At 72.1% G+C, this 21,296-nt stretch carries 22 protein-coding genes; 12 read left to right on the top strand and 10 right to left on the bottom strand.

Annotated elements, in window-relative coordinates; all coding sequences use genetic code 11:
* The 3 genes from ACQP2X_RS12825 (at nt 1) to ACQP2X_RS12815 (ending at nt 3,048) form a co-directional block, all read left to right on the top strand.
* Nucleotides 1–702, top strand: a complete 702-nt coding sequence (locus tag ACQP2X_RS12825) for a ThuA domain-containing protein (protein WP_498696622.1) — start codon at nt 1–3, stop codon at nt 700–702.
* Entirely contained in the window at nt 672–1,763 is a 1,092-nt protein-coding gene (locus tag ACQP2X_RS12820) for a Gfo/Idh/MocA family protein (protein WP_498696621.1), read from the top strand. The genes ACQP2X_RS12825 and ACQP2X_RS12820 overlap by 31 nt, the downstream gene beginning before the upstream one ends.
* A 76-nt stretch (nt 1,764–1,839) precedes the next feature.
* Nucleotides 1,840–3,048 (top strand): hypothetical protein, encoded by a 1,209-nt coding sequence (locus ACQP2X_RS12815; RefSeq protein WP_498696619.1) that lies wholly within the window; start codon nt 1,840–1,842, stop codon nt 3,046–3,048.
* A 77-nt stretch (nt 3,049–3,125) separates the two neighbouring features.
* Here the strand turns inward: ACQP2X_RS12815 and ACQP2X_RS12810 are convergent, their stop codons facing one another.
* Nucleotides 3,126–3,257: a hypothetical protein gene (locus ACQP2X_RS12810; protein WP_498696615.1), complete on the bottom strand. Its 132-nt coding sequence runs from the start codon at nt 3,255–3,257 to the stop codon at nt 3,126–3,128.
* A 59-nt stretch (nt 3,258–3,316) separates the two neighbouring features.
* Here ACQP2X_RS12810 and ACQP2X_RS12805 point away from each other — a divergent pair, with 59 nt between their 5' ends.
* From ACQP2X_RS12805 to ACQP2X_RS12785, 5 genes are all read left to right on the top strand, one after another.
* The gene (locus tag ACQP2X_RS12805; protein WP_498696612.1) at nt 3,317–3,700 is read left to right on the top strand and encodes a hypothetical protein; all 384 of its coding nucleotides are present in this window, start codon (nt 3,317–3,319) and stop codon (nt 3,698–3,700) included.
* A 22-nt stretch (nt 3,701–3,722) separates the two neighbouring features.
* Entirely contained in the window at nt 3,723–5,696 is a 1,974-nt protein-coding gene (locus tag ACQP2X_RS12800; RefSeq protein WP_498696610.1) for an ABC1 kinase family protein, read from the top strand.
* Nucleotides 5,697–5,779: 83 nt separating this feature from the next.
* Complete coding sequence (locus ACQP2X_RS12795) at nt 5,780–8,434, top strand: glycoside hydrolase family 2 TIM barrel-domain containing protein (protein ID WP_498696609.1); 2,655 nt, start codon at nt 5,780–5,782, stop codon at nt 8,432–8,434.
* Between the two features lie 123 nt (nt 8,435–8,557).
* Complete coding sequence (locus ACQP2X_RS12790) at nt 8,558–8,977, top strand: cupin domain-containing protein (protein ID WP_498696607.1); 420 nt, start codon at nt 8,558–8,560, stop codon at nt 8,975–8,977.
* A gap of 170 nt (nt 8,978–9,147) precedes the next feature.
* A complete protein-coding gene (locus ACQP2X_RS12785; RefSeq protein WP_498700927.1) occupies nt 9,148–9,750 on the top strand; it encodes an enolase C-terminal domain-like protein in 603 nt (200 codons plus the stop codon).
* On the opposite strand, the gene ACQP2X_RS12780 is transcribed toward ACQP2X_RS12785, so the two are convergent.
* Entirely contained in the window at nt 9,722–10,393 is a 672-nt protein-coding gene (locus tag ACQP2X_RS12780; protein WP_498696605.1) for a VanZ family protein, read from the bottom strand. The two genes, ACQP2X_RS12785 and ACQP2X_RS12780, sit on opposite strands and share 29 nt — an antisense overlap.
* A gap of 47 nt (nt 10,394–10,440) precedes the next feature.
* On the bottom strand, nt 10,441–10,659 hold the full coding sequence (locus ACQP2X_RS12775) for a hypothetical protein (protein ID WP_498696604.1): 219 nt from the start codon (nt 10,657–10,659) through the stop codon (nt 10,441–10,443).
* 331 nt (nt 10,660–10,990) lie between these two features.
* On the opposite strand from ACQP2X_RS12775, the gene ACQP2X_RS12770 reads away from it, so the two are divergent.
* A complete protein-coding gene (locus ACQP2X_RS12770) occupies nt 10,991–11,365 on the top strand; it encodes a sigma factor (RefSeq protein ID WP_498696602.1) in 375 nt (124 codons plus the stop codon).
* Nucleotides 11,366–11,388: 23 nt separating this feature from the next.
* Here ACQP2X_RS12770 and ACQP2X_RS12765 read toward each other — a convergent pair whose 3' ends face one another.
* Together ACQP2X_RS12765 and ACQP2X_RS12760 are read right to left on the bottom strand one after the other, a co-directional pair.
* Nucleotides 11,389–13,131, bottom strand: a complete 1,743-nt coding sequence (locus tag ACQP2X_RS12765) for a sensor histidine kinase (protein WP_498696600.1) — start codon at nt 13,129–13,131, stop codon at nt 11,389–11,391.
* A complete protein-coding gene (locus ACQP2X_RS12760; RefSeq protein ID WP_498696598.1) occupies nt 13,128–13,823 on the bottom strand; it encodes a response regulator transcription factor in 696 nt (231 codons plus the stop codon). The genes ACQP2X_RS12765 and ACQP2X_RS12760 overlap by 4 nt, the downstream gene beginning before the upstream one ends.
* A gap of 90 nt (nt 13,824–13,913) precedes the next feature.
* Between ACQP2X_RS12760 and ACQP2X_RS12755 the strand changes: the two genes are divergently transcribed.
* The 3 genes from ACQP2X_RS12755 to ACQP2X_RS12745 are packed head-to-tail and all read left to right on the top strand — an operon-like array spanning nt 13,914 to nt 16,803.
* On the top strand, nt 13,914–14,975 hold the full coding sequence (locus tag ACQP2X_RS12755) for a peptidoglycan-binding protein (RefSeq protein WP_498696597.1): 1,062 nt from the start codon (nt 13,914–13,916) through the stop codon (nt 14,973–14,975).
* The gene (locus ACQP2X_RS12750; protein WP_498696595.1) at nt 14,972–15,643 is read left to right on the top strand and encodes an ABC transporter ATP-binding protein; all 672 of its coding nucleotides are present in this window, start codon (nt 14,972–14,974) and stop codon (nt 15,641–15,643) included. The genes ACQP2X_RS12755 and ACQP2X_RS12750 overlap by 4 nt, the downstream gene beginning before the upstream one ends.
* Nucleotides 15,640–16,803: an ABC transporter permease gene (locus tag ACQP2X_RS12745; RefSeq protein ID WP_498696593.1), complete on the top strand. Its 1,164-nt coding sequence runs from the start codon at nt 15,640–15,642 to the stop codon at nt 16,801–16,803. The genes ACQP2X_RS12750 and ACQP2X_RS12745 overlap by 4 nt, the downstream gene beginning before the upstream one ends.
* Nucleotide 16,804: 1 nt before the next feature.
* On the opposite strand, the gene ACQP2X_RS12740 is transcribed toward ACQP2X_RS12745, so the two are convergent.
* The 5 genes from ACQP2X_RS12740 to ACQP2X_RS12720 all read right to left on the bottom strand — a co-directional run bounded on the left by ACQP2X_RS12740 (nt 16,805) and on the right by ACQP2X_RS12720 (nt 21,214).
* Nucleotides 16,805–17,386 carry a hypothetical protein gene (locus tag ACQP2X_RS12740; RefSeq protein WP_498696591.1) on the bottom strand — a complete coding sequence of 194 codons (582 nt, stop codon included), beginning with the start codon at nt 17,384–17,386 and terminating at the stop codon, nt 16,805–16,807.
* 95 nt (nt 17,387–17,481) lie between these two features.
* Entirely contained in the window at nt 17,482–18,294 is an 813-nt protein-coding gene (locus ACQP2X_RS12735; RefSeq protein WP_498696589.1) for a SigB/SigF/SigG family RNA polymerase sigma factor, read from the bottom strand.
* Between the two features lie 84 nt (nt 18,295–18,378).
* A complete protein-coding gene (locus ACQP2X_RS12730) occupies nt 18,379–18,624 on the bottom strand; it encodes a hypothetical protein (RefSeq protein WP_498696588.1) in 246 nt (81 codons plus the stop codon).
* Nucleotides 18,625–18,702: 78 nt separating this feature from the next.
* Nucleotides 18,703–19,929 (bottom strand): DUF1501 domain-containing protein, encoded by a 1,227-nt coding sequence (locus tag ACQP2X_RS12725; RefSeq protein ID WP_498696586.1) that lies wholly within the window; start codon nt 19,927–19,929, stop codon nt 18,703–18,705.
* Nucleotides 19,930–19,948: 19 nt separating this feature from the next.
* The gene (locus ACQP2X_RS12720; RefSeq protein ID WP_498696584.1) at nt 19,949–21,214 is read right to left on the bottom strand and encodes a DUF1800 domain-containing protein; all 1,266 of its coding nucleotides are present in this window, start codon (nt 21,212–21,214) and stop codon (nt 19,949–19,951) included.
* Between the last annotated feature and the right edge of the window lie 82 nt (nt 21,215–21,296).

Raw genomic sequence — 21,296 nt, 5'->3', positions numbered from 1 at the left:
ATGAGAGCTCTAGTGGTTCGCGGCGGATGGGAGGGGCATCAGCCGGTCGCGGCCACCGAGCTCTTCCTGCCCTTCCTGGCGTCGAGCGGCTTCGAGGTGCGGGTCTGCGACTCGACAGCCGTCTACAGTGACCAGTCGGAGATGGCCGCGACCGACCTGATCGTGCAGTGCGTCACCATGTCCTCCATCGAGCACGACGAGGTCGCCGGGCTGCGGGCGGCCGTCGCGGCCGGCACCGGGTTCACCGGCTGGCACGGCGGCATCGCCGACTCGTTCCGCGCCTCCGCCGACTATCTGCAACTGGTCGGCGGCCAGTTCGCCACCCACCCCGGCAAGGAGCCGGGCGCCCGCTGCGGCGACGAGACCGACAACTTCCTGCCCCATCGCATCGAGCTGACCGCGCGGGGCCGGGACCACCCGATCACGGCCGGCCTCGACGACTTCGAGCTCACCACCGAGCAGTACTGGGTGCTGCACGACGACCTCAACGACGTGCTCGCCACCACCACCCATCCGGTGCGGCCGTGGCATCCGTGGCGGCGGCCGATCGTCTCCCCGGCCGTCTGGACCCGGCAGTGGGGCGACGGCCGGGTGGTGGTCAGCACACCGGGGCACAGCGTCGACGTCCTCCACGACCCGAACGTGCGAACCGTCATCGAGAGGGGAATGCTGTGGGCCGCCCGCACCGCGTCGGCATCGTAGGCACCGGGTACATCTCCGGGGCGTACCTCTCCACCCTGGCCGGCCATCCCGGCGTGACCATCGCCGCGGTCGCCGACCTCGACACCGCCCGGGCCGCGTCGGTCGCCGCCGGCATCGACGGGTGCCACGCCCTCGGCGTCGAGCAGCTGCTGCGGGACGAGCGCGTCGACACGGTTCTCAACCTCACCACGCCCGCCGCGCACGCGTCGGTCGCGCTGGGTGCCATCGGTCAAGGGAAGCAGGTGTACGGCGAGAAGCCGCTCGCCGCCGACCTGCCGGCCGCCCGCTCGGTGCTCGACCGGGCGGCCACCGCCGGCGTGACGGTGGGCTGCGCCCCCGACACCGTGCTCGGCACCGGCGTGCAGACCGCGCGGGCGGCGGTCGACGCCGGGCTGATCGGCCGGCCGCTGTCGGCGGTGGCCGTGATGGCGACGCCCGGCCACGAGCGCTGGCACCCCCACCCCGACTTCTACTACGCGCCCGGCGGCGGCCCGCTGCTCGACATGGGCCCCTACTACCTGTCCGCCCTCGTCCACCTGCTCGGCCCGATCGTCGCGGTCACCGGCGCCGCCTCCCGCCTGCGCGACACCCGGGTGATCGGCTCCGGGCCGCGGGCCGGCGAGCGGATCGGCGTCGCGGTCGACACCCACGTGACCGGCGTCCTGCACCACGCCGGCGGCGCACTGTCCACTGTCACCACCAGCTTCGACGCCGTGCGGACCACAGCAGCCCCGATCGAGGTCCACGGCGAGACCGGCACCCTCGCCGTCCCCGACCCCAACTACTTCGACGGTGACGTCCGCCTTTTCGAGCTGGGCGCCGCCGACTGGCGCACCCTCGGCCCGTCGGCCGGCTACCTCGGCGCGGCCCGCGGCATCGGCCTGCTCGACATGATCACCACCGGAACGCCCCGGGCCGGCGGCGCGCTCGCCCTGCACATCCTGGACGCCATGACAGCACTGCTCCGCTCGGCCGAGCAGGGCCGCCGCGTCGACCTCACCACCACCGCCGAGCGCCCGGCCCTGGTGCCGCTCACCCCACCGGAAACCTGGGCGGCCTGAGGTACAGCCTGCTGTACCAGAGATCGGGTAGTCAGCCGGATCGATGTGGAGGGCCGCGAAAAATAGCGTTTCTCCTATGACAACGACCAAGAACCACCGCCGTCTGGCGGTCGTCCTGACCGCCGCCGCCGTCCTGGCCGGGGGCGTGGGGGTCGCCCACGCCGAGCCGGCCCCCGTCGCCGCCGCCGCACAGCAGGTCGGGTGGGCCGGCATCGTCCGCGAGCCGGTCCGCATCGACTTCGGGCGGGGCTGGGTGACCGAGGCCGAGCTGACCTATCCGCGCGGGGCCAAGGGCCGCCTGCCGCTGGTCGTCATGCTGCACGGCAGCGGCCACAACGACATGAACCAGACGCTGCCCGAGGGCAAAGGCTCGACCTTCGTGCCGCTGGCGCAGGCCGCGGCCCGGGAGGGCTTCGCGACGCTGCGGTTCAACAAGCGGGGCGTGACCGGCGTCGGACCGGTCGAGAGCACCGATCCGGCCCAGCTCGACCCGAAGAACCCGTACGCCCAGATCCAGCGCGACGCCGCGTCGGCCATCCGCTTCGGCGCCAGGTCGGCCAGGGTCGACCCGTCGAAGATCTTCCTGCTCGGCCACAGCGAGGGCACGAACGTGGCCGCCAACCTGGCCGCCGACCCGAAGGCATACGGCATCCCCAGGCCGGCCGGCGTGATCGCGATGGGCGTCGTCGGGCAGGACATCAAGGAACTGCTGACCCTGCAACTCTTCGGCCGGCTGCTGCTGCAGATGCACGACGAGTTCGACGTCGACGCCGACGGCGACCTGACGGCCACCGAGGCCACCGACGGCCTGATCGGGCAGCCGGCCGAGATCGCCGATCAGATCCGCCCGGTCCTGCTCGACGGCACGAAGGTCAGGGCGAGCACCGACACCGACGGCGACGGCCGGATCGCCATCGACGCCGAGGCCGGGACCGTGCTGCGCAAGGCCACCGGCATCGACAACTACCCGGACGTCCCGGGTCTGGAGGGTCTGCGGGACTACGTCACCGACATCGCCCGCTTCCCGACCGTGACCGAAGCCCTGCCCAAGTTCGCGGGCCCGACTCTGCTGCTCAACGGCGAGAACGATCTGCAGACCCCGGCCCGGGTCGCGCTGACCGCCGACGCCGCGGTCGCGGCGGCCGGCAACAAGGACCACAAGGTGGTCATCTACCCGGGCATGGCGCACACCATGAACATCACCCCGAAGTTCGTCCCCCAGTTCGGCGAGCCCGACCGGCAGGTCGTCACCGACATCCGTGAGTGGCTCCGTTCGCACCGCTGACGCGACCCGCCTCACCCGGCCGCCGCCTCCGTCCCCGATGCCTGGGGACAGGCGGCGGCCCACGCGACCGGCGACCACTACAACCCGGGCGAGACCCGGCTGACCCCCACCACGGCGGTCAGGCTGAAGCCGCGCTGGAAGGTCCCGCAACCGGCCGCCACCTGCGCCACCCCGGCCACGCCCCTGGTCGGCGCCGGCCGCCTGGTCACGGCCGCGTCGTACCGCGTCAGCGGTCATGACGCGACGACCGGCGCGCTGATCTGGCAGCGTGTGGGACGCGCCGATCAGCCGGTATGCCGTCCGGGCCTACCGGATCGCCGACGGCTCGCGGGCCTGGGGCCGCGTGGGGTCGATCGGCGGCGAGACGATCGCCGCGGGCGGACGGGTCCTGGTGGTCGGCGACGACGCGGGCGACGGCCGCCGGCTCTGGACGGCCTCCTTCGCCGACGACGGCCCCATCGAGATCACCGTCGGGGGCGGCGTGGTCTACGGCTGGCGCGGCGGCGGTCATCCGCTGGCGGCGTTCGAGGCGCGCACCGGCAGACCCATCGGGCTCGACGCCCGAACCTCGGTCCTGCAAGGCGCGCCGATGGTCGCGAATGGCCGGTTGTACGGCCGTACGGCCTCAGCTGTGGTCACCTACGCACCCTGAGTCGCCGTTATCGTCAGTTCTCGTGGAACGAGCTCTGTCGATATTGCTGTTCGTCCCGATCGTCGTCGTGACCGTGCTGGCGTTCGCCGCGGTCATCCGGCGGCTCCTCGGCGTCCGGGTCGGACTGGTCCGGGTCCTGCTGGCCGCCGTGCTGGCCATGCTCGTGACGGCGCCCATCCTGTCGGCGTTCGCGCCGGACGATCCCGCCACGGTCAGCGGCGGCGAGGCGTTCCTGCTGGCCGCGGCCTCGCTCGTCATCGCCGCCCTGCTCGCCATGGCCGCGCTGGTCGTGCTCGAGGTGCTGCTGCCGACCGGTTCGCTGCCGGGCCCGGTCGAGGCCGTGCGGGGCGCCCGGCGCCGGATCGAGCGGGCCCGGCGCTACTCGACGATCGTCCGGATCGCGTTGCGGCACGGCCTGGGCCGCTTTCTGCGCGGCCGGCCGCAGCCGGGCCCCACGTCGGCGGCGGCGCGGCGGCGGCTGGCCCGCTCGCTGCGGGGCGCCCTGGACGAGGGCGGCGTGACCTTCGTCAAGATCGGGCAGCTGCTGTCGACCCGGCGTGACCTGCTGCCGGCCGAGGTCGTCGACGAGCTGACCGCGTTGCAGGACAGGGCCACCCCGGTGCCGTGGCCGGAGATCGAGACGGTGCTCGCGGCCGAGCTGGGCCGCCCGGCCGGCGAGGTCTTCCGCGAGATCGACCCCGAGCCGATGGCCGCCGCGTCGGTGGCCCAGGTCCACGCGGCCCGGCTGTCCGACGGCACCGAGGTGGTCGTGAAGGTGCAGCGGCCGGGCATCGCCCGGATCGTGGAACGCGACCTGGACATCCTGCTGCGCCTGGCCGACATGCTGGAGGAACGGACGGCATGGGGCCGGTCCTTCGGCGTACGCGGTCTGGCCGATGGTTTCGCCGCCGCCCTGCGCGAGGAGCTCGACTTCACCGTCGAGCGCGACAACCTGCTGGCCATGGCGGCGGCGCTGGCCGGGTCACCCGAGCGCGGGGTGCGGGTGCCGGCCCCGTACCCCGGCCTCGGCTCCGAACGCGTGCTGGTGATGGACCGCCGCCCCGGCACCCCGCTCGGCGCGGCGGCCCCGGTCCTCGACGGCCTCGACACCGAACGGCGGGCGGCGATCGCGGCCGGCCTGCTCGACAGCATGCTCGACCAGATCCTCACGCACGGCCTCTTCCACGTCGACCTGCACCCGGGCAACCTGCTGCTGACCGCCGACGGCGCGCTGAGCATGCTCGACCTGGGCTCGGTGGGCCGGATCGACGCGGTGACCCGGACCGCCATCGGCCGCCTGCTGCTGGCGGTCGGCCGCGGCGACTCGGTGGCGGTCACCGACGCGCTGCTGGAACTGCTCGACCGCCCCGAGGACGTGGACGAGCGGGAGCTTCAGCGGGTGGTCGGCGCGCTCATCGTCCGCTACGCGGCCCCGGGCAGCACGGTCGGCGTCACCGCGGTCACCGCGCTGCTGAACACCTTCACCGCGCACGGCCTCGGCGTGCCCGCGTCAGTAGCGGCCGTCTTCCGGGCCGTCACCACATTGGAGGGAACGCTCTCCCTCGTACACCCGCAATTCGATCTGGTCGGTCAGGCCCGGGCGTCGGCCGGCCGCCGGATCGCCGACACCCTCACCCCGGACAACCTGCGTGACGCCTTCGAGCAGGAGCTGAGCACCCTGCTGCCGATGCTGCGAGGGCTCCCCCGCCGCATAGACCGGATCGGCGACGCGGTCGAGAACGGGCGATTGCGCTTCACCGTACGCCTGTTCGCCGACGACCAGGACCGCCGGCTGGTGACCGGCCTGCTCCACCAGGTGCTGCTCACCGTCATCGGCGCCACCGCGGGCCTGATGGCCGTCCTGCTGCTCGGCACCGACGGCGGCCCGCGGGTCAGCACCGGCGTGGCCCTGTTCCCGCTGCTGGGCTACGGCCTGCTGGTCGTCTCGGCCGTCCTCGTGCTCCGCGTGCTGGTCACGGTCTTCCGCCACGATTGACGTCCCGGTGCTTCGGCGGCTGAGCAACAAGCGGCAACCGCTTGGTTCGGCATCGAGGGGTTACGACACTGACGGACATGAATATGTCGAAGGAGTCCGTCAGCCGCCGCGCGATTCTGCGAGGGCTCGGCGCCGGCGCGGCGTTGTCGCTTCTGCCGCTTCCGGCGCAGGCCCAGAACCGCCGGCCGCCGCAAGCTGTGCGGCAGCGTGAGCGGTGGCTGCTCGATGAAGGCTGGACCCACAAGCTGGGTGACGACGCCGGGGAGTGGCGCCCGGTGTCCGTACCGCATACGTGGAACGCCGCGGACTCCCTCGACGACGAAGCCGGGTACTACCGCGGGCCGGGCTGGTACCAGCGCCGCCTCGAGGTGACCGCCGAGCTGCGGCGGAAGCGGGTCTTCCTGTACTTCGAGGGCGCCTTCCAGGTCGCCGACGTCTACGTCGACGGGGAGCGGGTGGGCGGGCACGTCGGCGGCTACACCGCGTTCAGTGTCGAGATCACCGATCAGGTTCGCCGGGCCGGTCGCGGCGCCGTCGTCGCCGTGCGGGTGGACAACAGCCACGACGACGACATTCCGCCGTACTCCGGGGATTGGACCTTCTACGGCGGCCTCTACCGCAACGTCTGGCTGCTCACCACCGGCGACGTCCACTTCGACGTTCTTGACCATGCTTCGCCGGGGGTACGCCTGGACACGCCCCGGGCGAGCGCCGAGCGGGCCGTCGTGCGGGTCCGCGGCCGCGTGGTGAACGACTCGCCCCGAACGGCGACAGCGGTCGTCCGGAGCACAGTGGCCGACCATCGCGGCCGGGAGGTCGCGTCGGCGGAGACCCGGGTTCGCGTCAGCGCGGGCGCGGCCGGGGAATTCGAGCTGTCGCTGCCCGCCATCGAGCATCCGCGACTGTGGTTACCCGAGTCGCCGTACCTCTATCAGGTCCGGACCGTCGTCACGTCGGGCCGCGAGGCGGCCGACCGGGTGGACGCGCCGCTGGGGATCCGCTGGTTCTCGGCCGACCCGGCGACCGGATTCTCGCTCAACGGCCGGCCGTACCTGTTGCGCGGCACCAACCGGCACCAGGACATCGTGGGCCAGGGCAACGCCCTCACCGACGCCGACCACATCCGCGATCTGAGGCTCATCAAGGCGATGGGCGCGAACGTCGTACGCCTGGCGCACTATCCGCAAGCACCCGCCGTGCTGGAGGCGGCCGATGAGCTCGGCCTGGCGGTGTGGGAGGAGGCGCCCATGGTGAACCGGGCGACGATGACGCGGACCTTCACCGACAACCACCTGAACAACATCCGCGACATGGCCCGCCAGCACTACAACCACCCGTCGATCCTCGTGTTCGGCACCATGAACGAGATCCTGCTGCGCCGCCCGAGCCCGGAGCCGGCCGGCTACGAGGCCTGGATCCGCGACATGCTCGAGGAGGGCGAAACCCTGCTGCGCGCCGAGGACCCCACCCGCCTGACCGCGATGGTCGGCCATCAGGCGGCGGCCTACAACACCTCCGGGATCGCGGATCTGCCCATGATCTGGGGTTGGAACCTCTATCAGGGCTGGTACGGAGGGACGGCCGCCCAGTTCGGGCCTTATCTCGACGCCGAGCGGGCGGCCCACCCCGACCGCGTGCTGTGGGTGTCCGAGTTCGGGGCCGACTCCGACGCCCGGCTGCACCGCGTCGTGCCCGGCGACCTGCCGAATCTGGCCGGGCAGAACCCGTACCAGGATCAGAGCCTCGAATATCAGCAGTACTACCTGGAGTCGTACCTCCGCCAGATCGACCAGCGGCCCTGGCTGGCCGGCACCACGTACTGGTCGCAGTTCGACTTCGGCTCGGAGTCGCGGACGGGCTCGGTGCCGCACGTGAACACCAAGGGCCTCATGCTGTCGAACCGCCGGCCGAAACCGGTCTACCACCTGATGCAGGCGTGGCGCGGGGTCGACGTCCTGCACATCGCGGCCGATCTGTGGAACCGCCGCGCCGGGGTCGGATCCGAGCGCGTACAGACCGTGACGGTCTATTCCAGCGCGGCGAAGGTCGCGCTCTTCCACAACGGACGGTCGCTGGGAGAGAAACCGACCGACTCCATCGGGTACGTCTCGTGGATGGTGCCCTTTGAAGACGGCCTCAACCGGCTCCGCGCGAGGGGCGGGCGGTTGACCGACGAGGCGACCGTGCACTTCACGTATCACGCACCCGTGCCGGCCGATCCCGCCGTGCCGTTCCGGCGGATCAGCGTCTCGGCCGGCGCGATCGTGCAGTACGCCGACCCGGCCGGCACGGTGTGGCTGGAAGACCGCGAATACACGCCTGGCGGCTGGGGCGCGGTCACCGGTGATTTCCGGGGCGGGTACGGATGGATGAAGGACAACTGGGTCGACGGCACCGAGGAGGACCCGCTCTACCAGACCTACCGCAAGGGCATGACCGCCTATCGCTTCGACGTCCCCGACGGCCGGTACGAGGTGACGCTGCGCTTCGCCGAGATCAGCGCCACGGATTCGCGGGTCTTCGACGTCGCACTCAACGGCACCCCGGTGTCCCGCCTCGACCTGGCGGCACGGGTGGGCCGGCGCCGGCCCTTCGACATCACGACTTCCGCGACGGCCACCGGCGGCCAGGGGCTCGACATCGGCTTCACGGCCGTCGAGAACGTCCCAGTGATCAGCGCGATCGACGTCCGCCGCATACCGACGGCCGCTGGAAGGGCTGCGGAACTACGTCACTGACATTCGCGAGTGGCTTCGGTCTCATCGGTGAACCACCCCCGCAACGTGAGCCGCCTCTCGTTGTGCTCCCACGAACCGCGGAGTGAGAATCCATTATCGGACGCCTAGAAAGGCGGCACCACAATGGGCACTCACCATATCGGTCAGGATGCCTTCCGGCCGATTCTGCAGCAAGACGTCGACTGGCAGCCGTTCGCCGGATTCCCACCGGCGGCCCGCCTCGCCGTCCTGCTCGGTGACATCAAAAGCTCAGACCCTTTCGTGGTACGGGTCAAGCTGCCGGCCGGCGAGAGGCTGATGCCGCACCGGCATCGCGAAGATCGGGTCTACACGGTGATCTCCGGCGTCTTCTACATCGGACTCGGTGACAATTTCGACGAGGAGAAACTGCGGGCCTATCCGCCGGGCGCCGTCATCGTGCTGCCCGGCGGGACCTCCCATTTCCACTGGGCGAAATCCGGTGAATACATCACGCAGGTCACCGCGATCGGCCCGATCTCCCTGGAATACGTTGAAAGGCGTGATCGCCATGGCGATCGCTGAGATCAAAACCTTTCCCCTGCGCATTCCGTTCAAGCCCGGGGCCGAGTCCGCGGCCTCCGCCTGGGGCCCGAAGGGCCTGCACGCCGTGGACACCCTGCTGGTCCGGGTGACCACCGACGGTCCGCGACGCCGTCCGGCGGGCGGTCGACGCCGGTTTCACCGGCGTCAAGCTGCACGAGAAGCTGCTCCCGGTGATCACCGCGGCCCGCGAGGAAGCCGGGCCGGCCGTGGATCTCATGGTCGACGTGAACTGTGCCTGGACGGTCGAGCAGGCTTTGACGTACGCCAAGGAACTGCTGCCTCTCCAGCTGAAATGGCTGGAGGAGCCGGTCTGGCCGCCGGAGAACCACAGCGGGCTGGCCCGGGTGCGCGAGGCCGGGGTGCCGATCGCGGCCGGCGAGAACGTGGGCACGCTCATGGACTTCGACCGCCTCCTCGGCGCCGGAGCGGTGGACTACGTCCAGCCGAGCCCGGCCAAGGTGGGCGGCGTGACCGAGCTGGGAAAGGCCTTCACCTTGGCGTCACTGCGCAACATCCCGGTGATGCCACACACCTTCTACGACGGCCCCGGCCTGCTCGCCGGGCTGCACGCGGCGGCCGCGCTGGGCACCACCGACACGATGATCGAGTGGCGTTATTTCGATCTCGAGGCCCAGGTGTACGGCGACCGGCTCACCGTGCGGCACGGCCGGGTCGACGTGCCCCAGGGCCCCGGCCTGGGCATGGACCCCGACCCGGACGTGATCAGCGCCTACGGGGCCAAGGCATCCTGACCCGCCACCAATGCCGCGACGCCAGCCCGGCCAGCACCGCGCCCGCGGCGTTGACCAGCACATCGTCGACCGATGACACCCGGTCCAGCCGGAGAACGTACTGGCCGATCTCGACCAGAGCCGAACAACCGGCGCCGAGCGCGAGGATCCGCGGCACGGTGCCCAGCGCCGCGAAGCGGATCGGGGCGAAGAAGCCCAGGGCCGCGAAGATCAGCAGATTGCCGCCGACCCCGAGCGCCCCCATCGTCGCCAGATCGCGCAGCGGGACCAGGCTCACCCGGCCGTCGACCACGCCGGCGCCCGGCCCCGGCATCAAAGTGAGCCACACGAGCGGCACCGTCCCGTAGACCATGCCCACCTCGGCCAGCGACATCCGCCACGCCGACGGGCCCGGCCGGCGGGCGCGCGCCAGCATCCACGCGGCCAGGACGGCCACCGGCGTCCCCAGCAGCGTCATCAGCACGACGCCGTTCTCCGTGTCGTAGCAGCCGTGCCAATGCCCGCCCAGACATCGCGGGGCCGCCATGAGAAAGAGCCGGCGCAGGGCGTACACGACGCCCGCCAGGCCGAGGATCATCAGGCCGGCCAGCACGATCCCGCGCTTGTCACGGGTTGGCGCGGCCGGGGTGGTGGTGTGGTTCATGCGCCCATTCAACGGAACGCGCTGTATCGGCGGGATAAGCGCCGCACTCACCGCTCACGATCGGATGGAGGCAGGTCGGCGTTGATGGTGTCGGCATGCCGTGCGGGAAGCCCGGACAGGTCTTCAGCGTGCCGTTCCTGACCAGCTCGGCCGTCGCGCCGCGGCCAGGACCGGGTCGCCCGGGCCGGCAGGCCGGGTTCGAGCAGGCGGCGCAGGGCACCGACGTACTTGTGAATGACGTTGGCCGCGGTCGCCGGAGCGGCCACGCCTCACAACAGGCCGGTCAACTCGGTCATGCTGACCGGGCAGGTCGCGGCCCACCGTACGGCAGGCGTTGCCCGGGGCCGGTCAGGGCGCGGTTTGTACGGGGGGATCGGCCGTGCCCTGACCGGTGTCGTGCGGGACCAGCGTGACGCACCGCTCTGGAAGAACTCTTGACGAGGACAGCGCGCGCTCGGCCGGCGTCCGTTCTGATCAAGTTTTGTCTTGTCGCCGCTTCTAGGAAGAGGCCCCCGGCGACGCACCGGGGCGCCTGAGAGAGCTCATCACGGAACAGCGGCCGGTACTCACGCGACACTCACGTCGGGCAACCACGCGATGGCCGAGGACCTCGTGCAGGAGGCCCTCGTGCGCGCGTGGCGAAGCCTCACAAGCGTGCCCCGCGCCGAGACCGGCTCACGCCGCTGGCTTTTCACTGTCGTACGCCGGTTGTTCGTCGACGACTTCCGCCGGCGGCAGGTGCGGCCGGCGGAAGTCGGTGAGGTCGACATCGCGGCGACCGTGGTGGAGGAGGACTCGACGCTCATGGTGGTGGCGAGCCACACGCTCCGCGATGCCGTGGACCGGCTGAGCGAGTGCTGTTCGAGATCTTCTTCGAGAACCGGCCGGTCGACGAGGTGGCCGCAGACTCGGCGTCCCGGTGGGCACCGTTCGGTCGCGGATGCACTACGCCCTCCCCTCGAACCTCCCTGATCAGAGATCTTCACGCGGTCCGGTCATTGATCCAGGAGCCGGACGGTGAAGGTGGTCCCCTCTCCCGGAACGCTCCGCACCTCGATGTCGCCGCCGTGTGCCTCGGCCAGTTTGCGGGCGATGGCCAGGCCCAGCCCGCTGCCGCCGGTGGCCCGGCTGCGGGACTCGTCGGCCCGCCAGAAGCGGTCGAAGATCTTCGGCAGGTTCTCCGGGGCGATGCCGACGCCGGTGTCCCGGACCGTGATGACCGGGCCCTGTGCGATCACCGTGACCGAGCCGCCGCGCGGGGTGTAGCGGATGCCGTTCGAGACCAGGTTGCCGAGGAGCTGCCGCAGCCGTACGGCGTCGGCCCGCACCACCGGATCGCCCGCCACCTCCATGGTCAGGCGGACGTCGGCCGCGTGCGCCGGGGCGAGGTGGCTGTCGACCACCTGGGCCAGCACCTCGCGCAGGGCCACCGGCCGCAGGTCGAGGCGCAACGGGCCGGCCAGGTCGCTCAGATCGTCGATGATGTGCTGGAGCAGCAGGGCCTCCTCGTGCAGGAGGCCGACCAGTTGCGCGTCGGTCGGCGCCAGGTCGTCCTGGGCCGCCTCGAGCCAGCTCCGGATGTTCGTGAGCGGGGTGCGCAGCTCGTGCGCGACGTCGCTGACCATGGCCCGGCGCTGCGCCTCGGCCCGGTCGCGGCGCTCGGTCGAGTCGTTGAGGGCGCGGGCCAGCCGGCCGATCTCGTCGCGGGTCGAGACCGGCACCGGGCCCTGACCGGCGGCCTCGGTGAGCGCGCGCAGCGGGCGGACCAGGCGGCGGCCGACCAGCACGGTGACCAGAATGGTGGCCAGCAGGACGCCGCCGGTGGTGGCGACGATCCGGATCGTGTTCTGCTCGGACAGCGTGAACCGGGTCTGGTCGGCGCCCGCCCTCGGGTCGGTCACGAACAGCAGGGCCGGCGGGGCGACGTACGACTGAAGCATGGCCTTCCGCGATTTCTCCACACAGCCGCGGATGCGAGCCGGAGGCGCGGCTGAGCTGTCGGGCATCGGCACCGGTTCGGGACGGTCGGCGATCAGGAAGTACGTCGAGAAGTCCGGCCGTACGCCGACTCTGAGCTCCCGGGGCAATCGGGCGCACGTGCTGACCAGTCCTCCGAGCCGGCGCAGCGGGCCGTCCTCGGCCTTCGTCGTCGCCGTGCGGAGTTCGTCGTCGCAACTCGCGTCGCCCGATCCGATCACGGTAATGGACGGGCGCCCGTTCGGCAGCCGCACGATCTCGCCGTCGCCGCCACCCTTGCGGACGCAGGTCAAGGTGTCGGCCGCGAGCTTGTCGAGCCGGACCCGCTCGGCCGGTGGCACCAGGAACGGGCCGGTCGCGCGGGAGTCGATGCGTTCCGTCCCGCCGCTGAGCGCGAGGTCCAGGTTGAGCGGGTCGACCGTGGCCGAGGCCCGGGCGCCGGCCAGCGACGGGCCGGGCCCCGAGTCGGCGATCACCGCCCGGTCGGTGGTCATCAGGGTGATGCGGCGGCCCAGCTTGGCCGCCCGGTCGCGGATCAGCTCGGGCGCGCCGGACCAGTCGGGGTGAGCGGCCGCGTAGCCGACCAGCAGGTCGTAGACGCCCTTGTCCTCGGTCAGCGACCGGCCCTGCTCCTGGCGCAGGGCCCGGGTGGCGGTGGCGGTGGCCAGCCAGGCCGTCGCCGCGATGGCCGCGACCGCGATCAGCACCGACGTGACGAGCAGACGGGTGACCAGGCTGTGCCGCAGCGGAACCCGGCTCACGGCGTCTCCGCGGCCAGCTTGTAGCCGACGCCGTAGACGGTGAGCAGGTGCGCCGGTTTCTGCGGATCGGACTCGATCTTGCGGCGCAGGTTCATCACGTGCACGTCGATGGTCCGCTCGGTCGAGCTGCGGTCGATGCCGCGTGTGTGATGCAGCAGCTGGGCCCGGGACAGCACGCGGCCCGGCTGCTCGGACAGGGCGGCCAGGATGGCGAACTCCCCACGGGTGCACTCGACCAGCTCGTCGTCGACGGTGACGTGGTGGCGCACGGGGTCGACGCCGAGCCGCCCGACGCGCCGCAGCTCGCCGCCGGCCGGTGGCGCGCCCCGGCCCACCCGCCGCAGCAGCGTCCGGACCCGGGCCATGAGCTCTCTGGGGCTGTACGGCTTCGTCAGGTAGTCGTCCGCGCCCAGCTCCAGCCCGAGGAGCATGTCCTCCTCGGTGGCCCGGGCGGTCAGCATCAGCACCAGCACGTCGGACTCGGCCCGCAGCGTGCGGCACACGTGCAGGCCGTCGAGGCCCGGCATCATCACGTCGAGCACCAGCATGCTCGGACGCCATCGGCGGGCCTCGGCCAGCGCCGTGCGGCCGTCGTGCACGACGAGCACCTCGTGCCCCTCGGCGACGAGATAGCGCCGGACCACCTCGGCCTGGCGGGGATCGTCCTCGGCGAGCAGGACCTGAGCAGACATGGCGGCGATGATAGGTCGGCGGCGCGACCAGCGGAGATCTCCGTGGGAGACCTGACAGCTTTCTAACGATCTCCCGGGACGCTCGTCGCCATGCAACCGAAGATCGTGGCCTGGCTGAGCGGGATCGTGCTGGCCGGTGCGCTGGGCGCCGGCGGAGCGATCGCCGTCTCGCGGCACCGGCCGGCCCAGGAACCGGTGCCGCCGGAAAAAGTCGCGACGGCGAAGCTTGAGCGCCGCACCCTGTCCACGGTGAAGAAGCTCGACGGCAGCGTCGGCTTCGGTGCGGCCCGTCCGCTCTCCGGCCACACCGGCGCGACGGTGACCTGGTTGCCGGCCGGGGGCACGACGATCGTACGGGGAAGGCAGCTCTTCCGGGCCGATGACAAGCCGGTGGTCCTCTTCTATGGCGGTCTGCCGCTCTATCGCCCGATCGCCGGACTCAACCTGACAGGCCGGGACGTGCGGATCGTCGCCGACAACCTGCGGGCGCTCGGCTACCGGATCGGCCACCAGCCCCAGACCGCCCGGGACGGGGACGCCGTGCTCACCGCCGATCTCGTCAAGGCCGTCAAACGCTGGCAGGAGGACAACGGCCTCCCGCCCACCGGCACGATCGCCGTCGGCGACGTCGAGGTTCAATCCGGCGCCGTACGGGTCGACTCGGTCGCCGTCCAGCCCGGTGGCCCCGCCAACACGGAGCTCATGACGGTCACCTCCACCCGCAAGGTGATCACCGTCTCGGCCGAGCTCGACGCGGCGGCCGGGCTCGCCCGAGGTGATCATGTGACCGTCACGCTGCCCGACGACCGTACGGTCAAGGCCCGGATCCTCTCGGTCGGCCGCACCCTCGCGGCGCCCGCCGGCGGCGTGGCCGACGGCGCCCCGAAGCTGACCGTCCTGGTCACCGCCGACAAACCGGCTGACCTGGCCAAGCTCGACTCGGCCGACGTGCAGGTCAACGTGGCCGGCAAGATCGCCAAGAACGTTCTCGCCGCGCCCGTCGAGGCGCTGGTCGCGCTGGCCGAGGGCGGCTACGCCGTGCAGGGCCCGGACGGCCTGATCGGTGTGAAGACCGGCATGTTCGCCGACGGCTGGGTGGAGATCAGCGGCGCGGGCCTGGCCGAGGGCATGGACGTGGTGGTCGCCTCGTGACGCTCGTCTCCGTGGGCCACGTGAGCGTGCGCTATCCCGGCGGCGTGACCGCCCTCGACGACGTGAGCCTCGACATCCACCGCGGCGAGCTGACCGCCATCGTCGGCCCGTCCGGCTCCGGCAAGTCGACGCTGCTCACCGTCATCGGCACCCTGGACCGCCCGACCAGCGGCACCGTCCTCATCGGCGGCCAGGACGTGGCATCCCTGCGCGACCGCCGGCTGTCCGCGCTGCGGGCCCGGGAGATCGGCTTCGTCTTCCAGCAGTTCCACCTGACCGACGGGCTGAGCGCGGCCGAGAACGTCGCCACCGGCCTGCTCTACGCCGGCGTGCCCCGCCGCCACCGCCGGGAGCGCGCCCTGCACGCCCTGGAACGCGTCGGCCTCGCCCATCGCGCCCGGCACCGGCCGAGCGAGCTGTCCGGCGGCGAGAAGCAGCGGGTGGCGATCGCCCGCGCGCTGGCCAACGGCCCGTCGCTGGTGCTGGCCGACGAGCCCACCGGCGCCCTGGACACCACCACCGGCCACACGGTCCTCGACCTGCTGCGCCGGCTCAACGAGGAGGGCACCACCATCGTGCTGATCACCCACGACCGCGAGATCGCCGCCTCGCTGCCCCGGCAGGTCGAGATCCGCGACGGCCGCATCGTCTCGGACGTGCGCCGATGAGCCCGGTCGACCTGCTCGGGCTCGGACTGCTGGGCCCGCGCACCCGCCCGGGCCGGGCCGTGCTCTCCGGGCTCGGCATCGCGATCGGCATCGCCACGATGATCCTGGTGACCGGCCTGCCCGCGTCGGGTCAGGCCGCCCTGGTCGAGCGGCTCAGCGCGCTCGGCACGAACACGCTCCAGGCCACGGCCCAGCCCGACGTCCAGCCGCCGGCGCCGCTGCCCGAGTCGGCGGTCGAGATGGTCCGGCGCATCGGCCCGGTGACGGGCGCGTCGGCTGTCGCCAACACCCATGCCGCCGTACGCCGGAACGAGCGCACCGAGTCCAGCGGTTCGACCGTCCTGGCCGCCCGTCTCGACCTGCCCGCCGCGATCCAGGCCCGCGTCCGTGCCGGGACCTGGCTGAACGCGGCCACCGAGAAGTTCCCGGCCGTCGTCCTCGGCTCGGTGGCGGCGGCCCGGCTGGGCGTCACCGACCTGCGCGGGGGCGCGGCCGCGCCCCAGGTGGTGATCGGCGACCGCCGCTTCACCGTGGTCGGCATCCTCGACGCCACGCCGCTGACGCCCGACATCGACCGGTCGGTGCTGGTCGGCTGGCCCGCCGCGAAGTCCGAGCTCGGTTTCGACGGTCACCCCACAGTTCTTTACGTACGCGCTGAGGAGGCGCAACTGGAAGCGGTGCGCGACGTGCTGGCCGAGACCATCTCCCCCGAACGCCCCGGCGCCGTGACCGTCACCCGCCCGTCGGACGCGCTCGCCGCCAAGCGGGCGACCGAGAGCAGCTTCTCGGTGCTGTTCCTGGCCCTGGCCGGGGTGGCCCTGGTCATCGGCGGCATCGGCGTGGCCAACACGATGGTGGTGTCGGTGCTCGAACGCCGCTCCGAGATCGGCCTCCGCCGGGCCCTGGGCGCCACGCGGGGCCAGATCCGCGGCCAGTTCCTCACCGAGTCGGTGGTCCTGGCCGGCACCGGCGGGGTGGCCGGCACCGCCCTGGGCCTGGCCGCCACCGTCGGCTACGCCACCTGGCAGAGCTGGCCGGTGGTCATTCCCGCCGGGCCGGCCGGCCTCGGCGCGGCCGGCGCCGTGGTCATCGGCGTTCTGGCCGGCGTCTACCCGTGCGTGCGGGCCGCCCGCCTGACTCCGCGGGCGGCCATCTCCTGAGCTACTTCTTCTGGGCGGCGATGTCACGCTCGCAGCCGGGGATCAGGTCGAGACCCATCGAGATCGACTTCGGGTCGTTCTGGTCGCCGCCCAGCGCGATGCTGAGCCCGTCCTCGCTGATCTCGACGTACTCGACGCCCTTCTGCTTGAGGCATTTCACCGTCGCCCGCGCGAAGTCCTTGGCCTCCGGGTTGGCCGGATCCTTCTCCCACGGCGGCAGCGGGTAGTACTGCGGCTCGCAGATCTTGTTGGCCGCCTCGAACTTCTCCGTCTGCGTCCCCGACACCCCGGCCGGCCCCGCTTCGGCCTTCTTCCGCTCCTGAGCGATCGTGCTGCCCTTGACCATGCCGCCGTGGTCATACATGCATTTGTTGTACGGCCCGAGCAGAGCCTCGAACTCCTCAGCCGTCGTATCCAGCCGTTCCCGTGGCCGCTGGGCCTTCGCCTTCGCCTGCGGCGAGACCGGCACCGCCGCCGACGGGCTGGCCAGGGTGGCCACCTTCGCGGTGTTCGTCTCCTCGGCCGGCTTGCCACAGGCGGTCAGCGCGCTCAGCGCCACAGCCACCACCAGCAGTCTCCGCATGGTTCCACTCCCTGTCTCCATGGCCGGGCCGCTCCCGGCCGGGAGCCAGCCTGATGACCGGACGTCAGGAAGTGATCAGGTTCGCGCGACGACAGTCACCGGGACCGTCGTCCTTGTCCGTCGTCGTCGAGCAGCTGGCGCAGCCTGGTGAGCGCCTTGGCCAGGAGACGGGACACGTGCATCTGCGAGATGCCGAGCTGCTCGGCGATCTCGGCCTGGGTGCGGTTTCCGTAGAACCGCATGGCCAGAAGTCGTTGCTCGCGCTCGGCCAGGCTGGCCAGGGCCGGCCCGAGCGCGATCCGCAGCTCGGCCAGCTCGAAGCCGTGGTCCTCGGCGCCGATCGTGTCGCCGAGCTCCTGCGAGCGGTCGTCCCCGACCGGGGTCGACAGGCTGGTGGTGCTGTAGGCCCGCGCGCCTTCCAGCCCTTCCAGGACGTCCTCCTCGGTCACGCCCAGATGAGCGGCGATGTCGGCGACCGTCGGCGGCCGCCCCAGAAGGTGGGTCAGCGTGCCGTTGGCCGCGCTGATGGCGATCCGCAGCTCCTGGAGCCGGCGGGGAACCCGGATGGCCCAGGACCGGTCGCGGAAATGGCGCTTGATCTCGCCCAGGATGGTGGGAATGGCGAACGCGGCGAAGTCGGCGCCGTGCGTGATGTCGTACCGGTCGACGGCCTTGATCAGCCCGACCACCGCGACCTGCACGAGGTCGTCGGTGGGTTCGCCGCGGCCGATGTAGCGACGTGAGAGATGCTGGGCGAGCGGAAGCCAGGCCTCGATGACCCTCTGGCGCAGTCGCTCGCGCGAGGGGTCGCCGACCGGCGCCGACGCGAAAGCGGTGATCAGAGCACCGGCTTCCGCACGGTCGACGTCGAGTTCAGTGCGGTGAGCCGAGACAGCCGAAACCTTCATCAGGTTCTCCTGCGAAAAAGCGGTCCCCGCCGCCGTCGCCCAACCTATCCTTTCGGACGACCGATCGCCAACCGAAAGTACGAACTAGCGCGGCTGAGGGGCGTCGGCGGCGATCGCCGCCATCTGCTGGCGGTACCACACGGCCGGAATGTCGCCGGCCAGGAAGGCCGCCTCGACGAGCCGTTGCCGCCGTTCGCCCTCGGTCGCGTCGGGTTCCGGCGCCGGGGCGCTCGTGGCCGGCGGCCGGCCGGTCAGCTGGCGAAGGACCATACCGGCGAGCCCGAGTGCCAGTAGAACGGCCGCGATCGTGAGAACCATGAAAACAGTCATGATTCCTCCCCTCGCGCCGATCGATGCCCCGATCCGGTCCGCGGTACTCCCGCCCAACGTGCCAACCTTCCGGCCGGGTCAGGTCAGCACGCCGGTGAGGTGTCCGGTCCAGCCGTCGAGGGTGCGCCCCGGATCCGCGCCGAGCACATCGGCCAGCAGGGTCGCGTACACATCGCGGAAGTCCACCGTGTACTTGAGGTCGCCGTCGTCGAGGTCGGTGAGGCTGGGCGGCTCGCCGTGCAGGCCGCCGTGGACCCCGTCGCCGAGCAGCAGGATGTCGGAGGCGGTGCCGTGGTCGGTGCCGTCGGAGGCGTTGGCGTGGACCCGGCGGCCGAACTCGGAGTAGACCGCGACCACGACCCCCTTGCCGGCCATCCGCTTCGTGAAGGCGGCCAGGGGCTCGTCCAGCCGGGACAGCTGCGCCTGCTGCGCGTCCTTGCCGTCGGCGTGCAGGTCGAAGCCGCCCATCGACACCGAATAGACCCGTGTCGCCGCGCCGGCCTCGATGGACCGGGCGACCAGCGCCAGCTGCTGGTCCAGCGGCGGCGCGGCGCCGCCGGTGGCCGTGGCCGCCGGTTCACCGTCGTCGCTGTCCTGTTCGGGCGCGCCCTCGCGGATCTGTCTCATCAGGTCCTGGATGCGCATCAGATCGGCGAAGCAGGTGGCGGCCCGGGCCTGAGCCGGTGACTCGCCGGACGAGGTGGTGCCGAGCTTGGCGACCACGGTCGGGTCCACGCCGCCCGGCAGGGACAGCACGCCACCGGGCACCGTCGCGCCGGCCGAGGTGGCGCCGGCCAGCAGTGGGGGCAGCACCGGCTCGAAGGACACGGCCAGGCGCGGGTCGCCGCCCGCCGTGTCCAGCCAGCGGCCGAGCCAGCCGGTCGTGCCGGGGCGGTCCGGCTGCGCGCTCTGCCAGATGTCCATCGACTGGAAGTGGCTGCGGTTGGGCTTCGGATAGCCGACGCCGCGGACGACCGCAAGCCGCCCGTCGCGGTAGAGCTGATGCAGACCGCGCAGGCCGGGGTTGAGCGCGAAGCCGTCGTCCAACTTCAGAAGAGCTTCCGGCTCGTACGTCATGCCGGGGCGGGCCGCCGCGTAGGCCGGATCGCCGTACGGTATGACGGTGTTGAGCCCGTCGTTGCCGCCGTACAGCGTGATGAGGACGAGGGTCCCCGCTCCCGGATCGCGGTCGCCGGCGGTGGCGAGGATGTCGCGCAACCCGAAGGCGGTGGCCCCCGCGGCCAGCGCGGCGCCACCGGTGACACCGCTGGCGACCAGGAACCGGCGCCGGGTGATGCTGTCCATGTCCGTACTCTCCTGACGCTCAGTGGACGGCGTACTCGGGGCTGGCCAGCCCCAGCGCGAGCAGCCGGCGCGGATCCTTGACGCCGCTCAGCGCGGCGGCCGTGCGGTCGGTCCAGGCATCCACGACCAGCAGCGAGGCCAGCGCGTCGACGCGATCGGCGCCGGTGAGGCGGTCCGCCGCGGCCGGGGCCAGCGCGGCGAGCTGCTGACCGGCCTTGAGCCGGGCCAGGGCCGACGACGTGGTGAGCCAGGCCGTGCCCGCCGGCCAGCCGCCCACCGACGGCGGCGACAGCGGCACCTGGCCCAGCGCCCGCAAGGTGCCCACCAGGCGCTGCTGCTGGGCGGTCTCCAGCTCGCCGACGCGCAGGCCGAGCTGGCGTGTCGCGCCGATCAGCCACTCGACCGGCTGTTTGACCAGCGTGCCGGCGGTGGCCGCGAACTCCGGGGCCCGGCACATCGCCTCGATCAGCGCTGTCGTGTTGCGCCCGGCGGCCGCGACCGAGGACGGCACGGGCGCGGTGTCCGAGGCGTAGCGCGCCCAGAGCCGCCCGGCCAGAAACGGCACATGCGCCGGATTGCGGACCAGGGCATCGGCGTACGAGTCGAGGTCGAACGCCCTGGTCTGCCCGAGCAGGGTGACGGGCCGGTCGTCGTGCCGCTTCGCGGCCAGGCGCGCGGCCCCGGTGGCCCGGTCGACCTGCCAGCCGGTCAGCACCCGGGCCGCGGCCTTCACGTCGGCCTCGGCGTACGCGCCCAGGCCGAGCGTGAACAGCTCCATGACTTCCCGGGCGAGGTTCTCGTTGGGCGCCTTGCGGGTGTTCTTCTGCCCGTCCAGCCAGATGATCAGGGCGGGATCACGCAGCATCGCCCGGACCAGCGGCCCGGTGTCGCCGGCGCCGTATCGCCGCAGTGTCGCCTGCTGGCCCAGCATCAGATGGGCCGAGCGCACCTTGCGGACGCTGGTGGCCCAGTGCCCGTGCCAGAAGAACGTCAGCTTCTCGGCCGCGCCACCGTCGGCGAGCCGCGCCAGCCACCAGCGGACCGCGGTCGCGACCTGATCGCGCTGCCGCTTGCGGGCTTCCTGCCGCTGCTCGCGGGTGGCGCCGGCGGCGAGCCCGGCCACCGGGTCGGCGCCCAGGTCGACGGCGGCCACCGCGGCGGCCGGGCGCAGCAGTGACGCCAGCGTGGCGTCGAAGCCGGCCCGGGTCGCCGCGTCTACTTCGGCCGCCGTGGGGCCGAACGTCAGCCGGCGGAGCAGATGCGACATCTGACGACGGTCGTTCATGGCGCCGACGGTAGGCAGCCCGTGTAAGCGTCCGGTAAAGACGCGATCTGGCTTTTGTCAGCTCCGCCGGGTCTTTCGTCGA

The organism is Actinoplanes sp. CA-131856 (assembly GCF_050956135.1).
GTDB lineage: Bacteria > Actinomycetota > Actinomycetes > Mycobacteriales > Micromonosporaceae > Actinoplanes.
This window is presented reverse-complemented; position numbering and strand designations above follow the sequence as displayed.

Bases quoted from the DNA above. Each gene is read 5' to 3' on its own strand.
- ACQP2X_RS12825 (WP_498696622.1), top strand. From the start codon at position 1: ATGAGAGCTCTAGTGGTTCGCGGCGGATGGGAGGGGCATCAGCCGGTC.
- ACQP2X_RS12735 (WP_498696589.1), bottom strand. From the start codon at position 18,294: ATGAAGGTTTCGGCTGTCTCGGCTCACCGCACTGAACTCGACGTCGAC.
- ACQP2X_RS12780 (WP_498696605.1), bottom strand. From the start codon at position 10,393: ATGAACCACACCACCACCCCGGCCGCGCCAACCCGTGACAAGCGCGGG.
- ACQP2X_RS12720 (WP_498696584.1), bottom strand. From the start codon at position 21,214: ATGAACGACCGTCGTCAGATGTCGCATCTGCTCCGCCGGCTGACGTTC.
- ACQP2X_RS12725 (WP_498696586.1), bottom strand. From the start codon at position 19,929: ATGGACAGCATCACCCGGCGCCGGTTCCTGGTCGCCAGCGGTGTCACC.
- ACQP2X_RS12730 (WP_498696588.1), bottom strand. From the start codon at position 18,624: ATGACTGTTTTCATGGTTCTCACGATCGCGGCCGTTCTACTGGCACTC.
- ACQP2X_RS12745 (WP_498696593.1), top strand. From the start codon at position 15,640: ATGAGCCCGGTCGACCTGCTCGGGCTCGGACTGCTGGGCCCGCGCACC.
- ACQP2X_RS12815 (WP_498696619.1), top strand. From the start codon at position 1,840: ATGACAACGACCAAGAACCACCGCCGTCTGGCGGTCGTCCTGACCGCC.
- ACQP2X_RS12795 (WP_498696609.1), top strand. From the start codon at position 5,780: ATGTCGAAGGAGTCCGTCAGCCGCCGCGCGATTCTGCGAGGGCTCGGC.
- ACQP2X_RS12790 (WP_498696607.1), top strand. From the start codon at position 8,558: ATGGGCACTCACCATATCGGTCAGGATGCCTTCCGGCCGATTCTGCAG.
- ACQP2X_RS12755 (WP_498696597.1), top strand. From the start codon at position 13,914: ATGCAACCGAAGATCGTGGCCTGGCTGAGCGGGATCGTGCTGGCCGGT.
- ACQP2X_RS12770 (WP_498696602.1), top strand. From the start codon at position 10,991: ATGGCCGAGGACCTCGTGCAGGAGGCCCTCGTGCGCGCGTGGCGAAGC.
- ACQP2X_RS12760 (WP_498696598.1), bottom strand. From the start codon at position 13,823: ATGTCTGCTCAGGTCCTGCTCGCCGAGGACGATCCCCGCCAGGCCGAG.
- ACQP2X_RS12740 (WP_498696591.1), bottom strand. From the start codon at position 17,386: ATGCGGAGACTGCTGGTGGTGGCTGTGGCGCTGAGCGCGCTGACCGCC.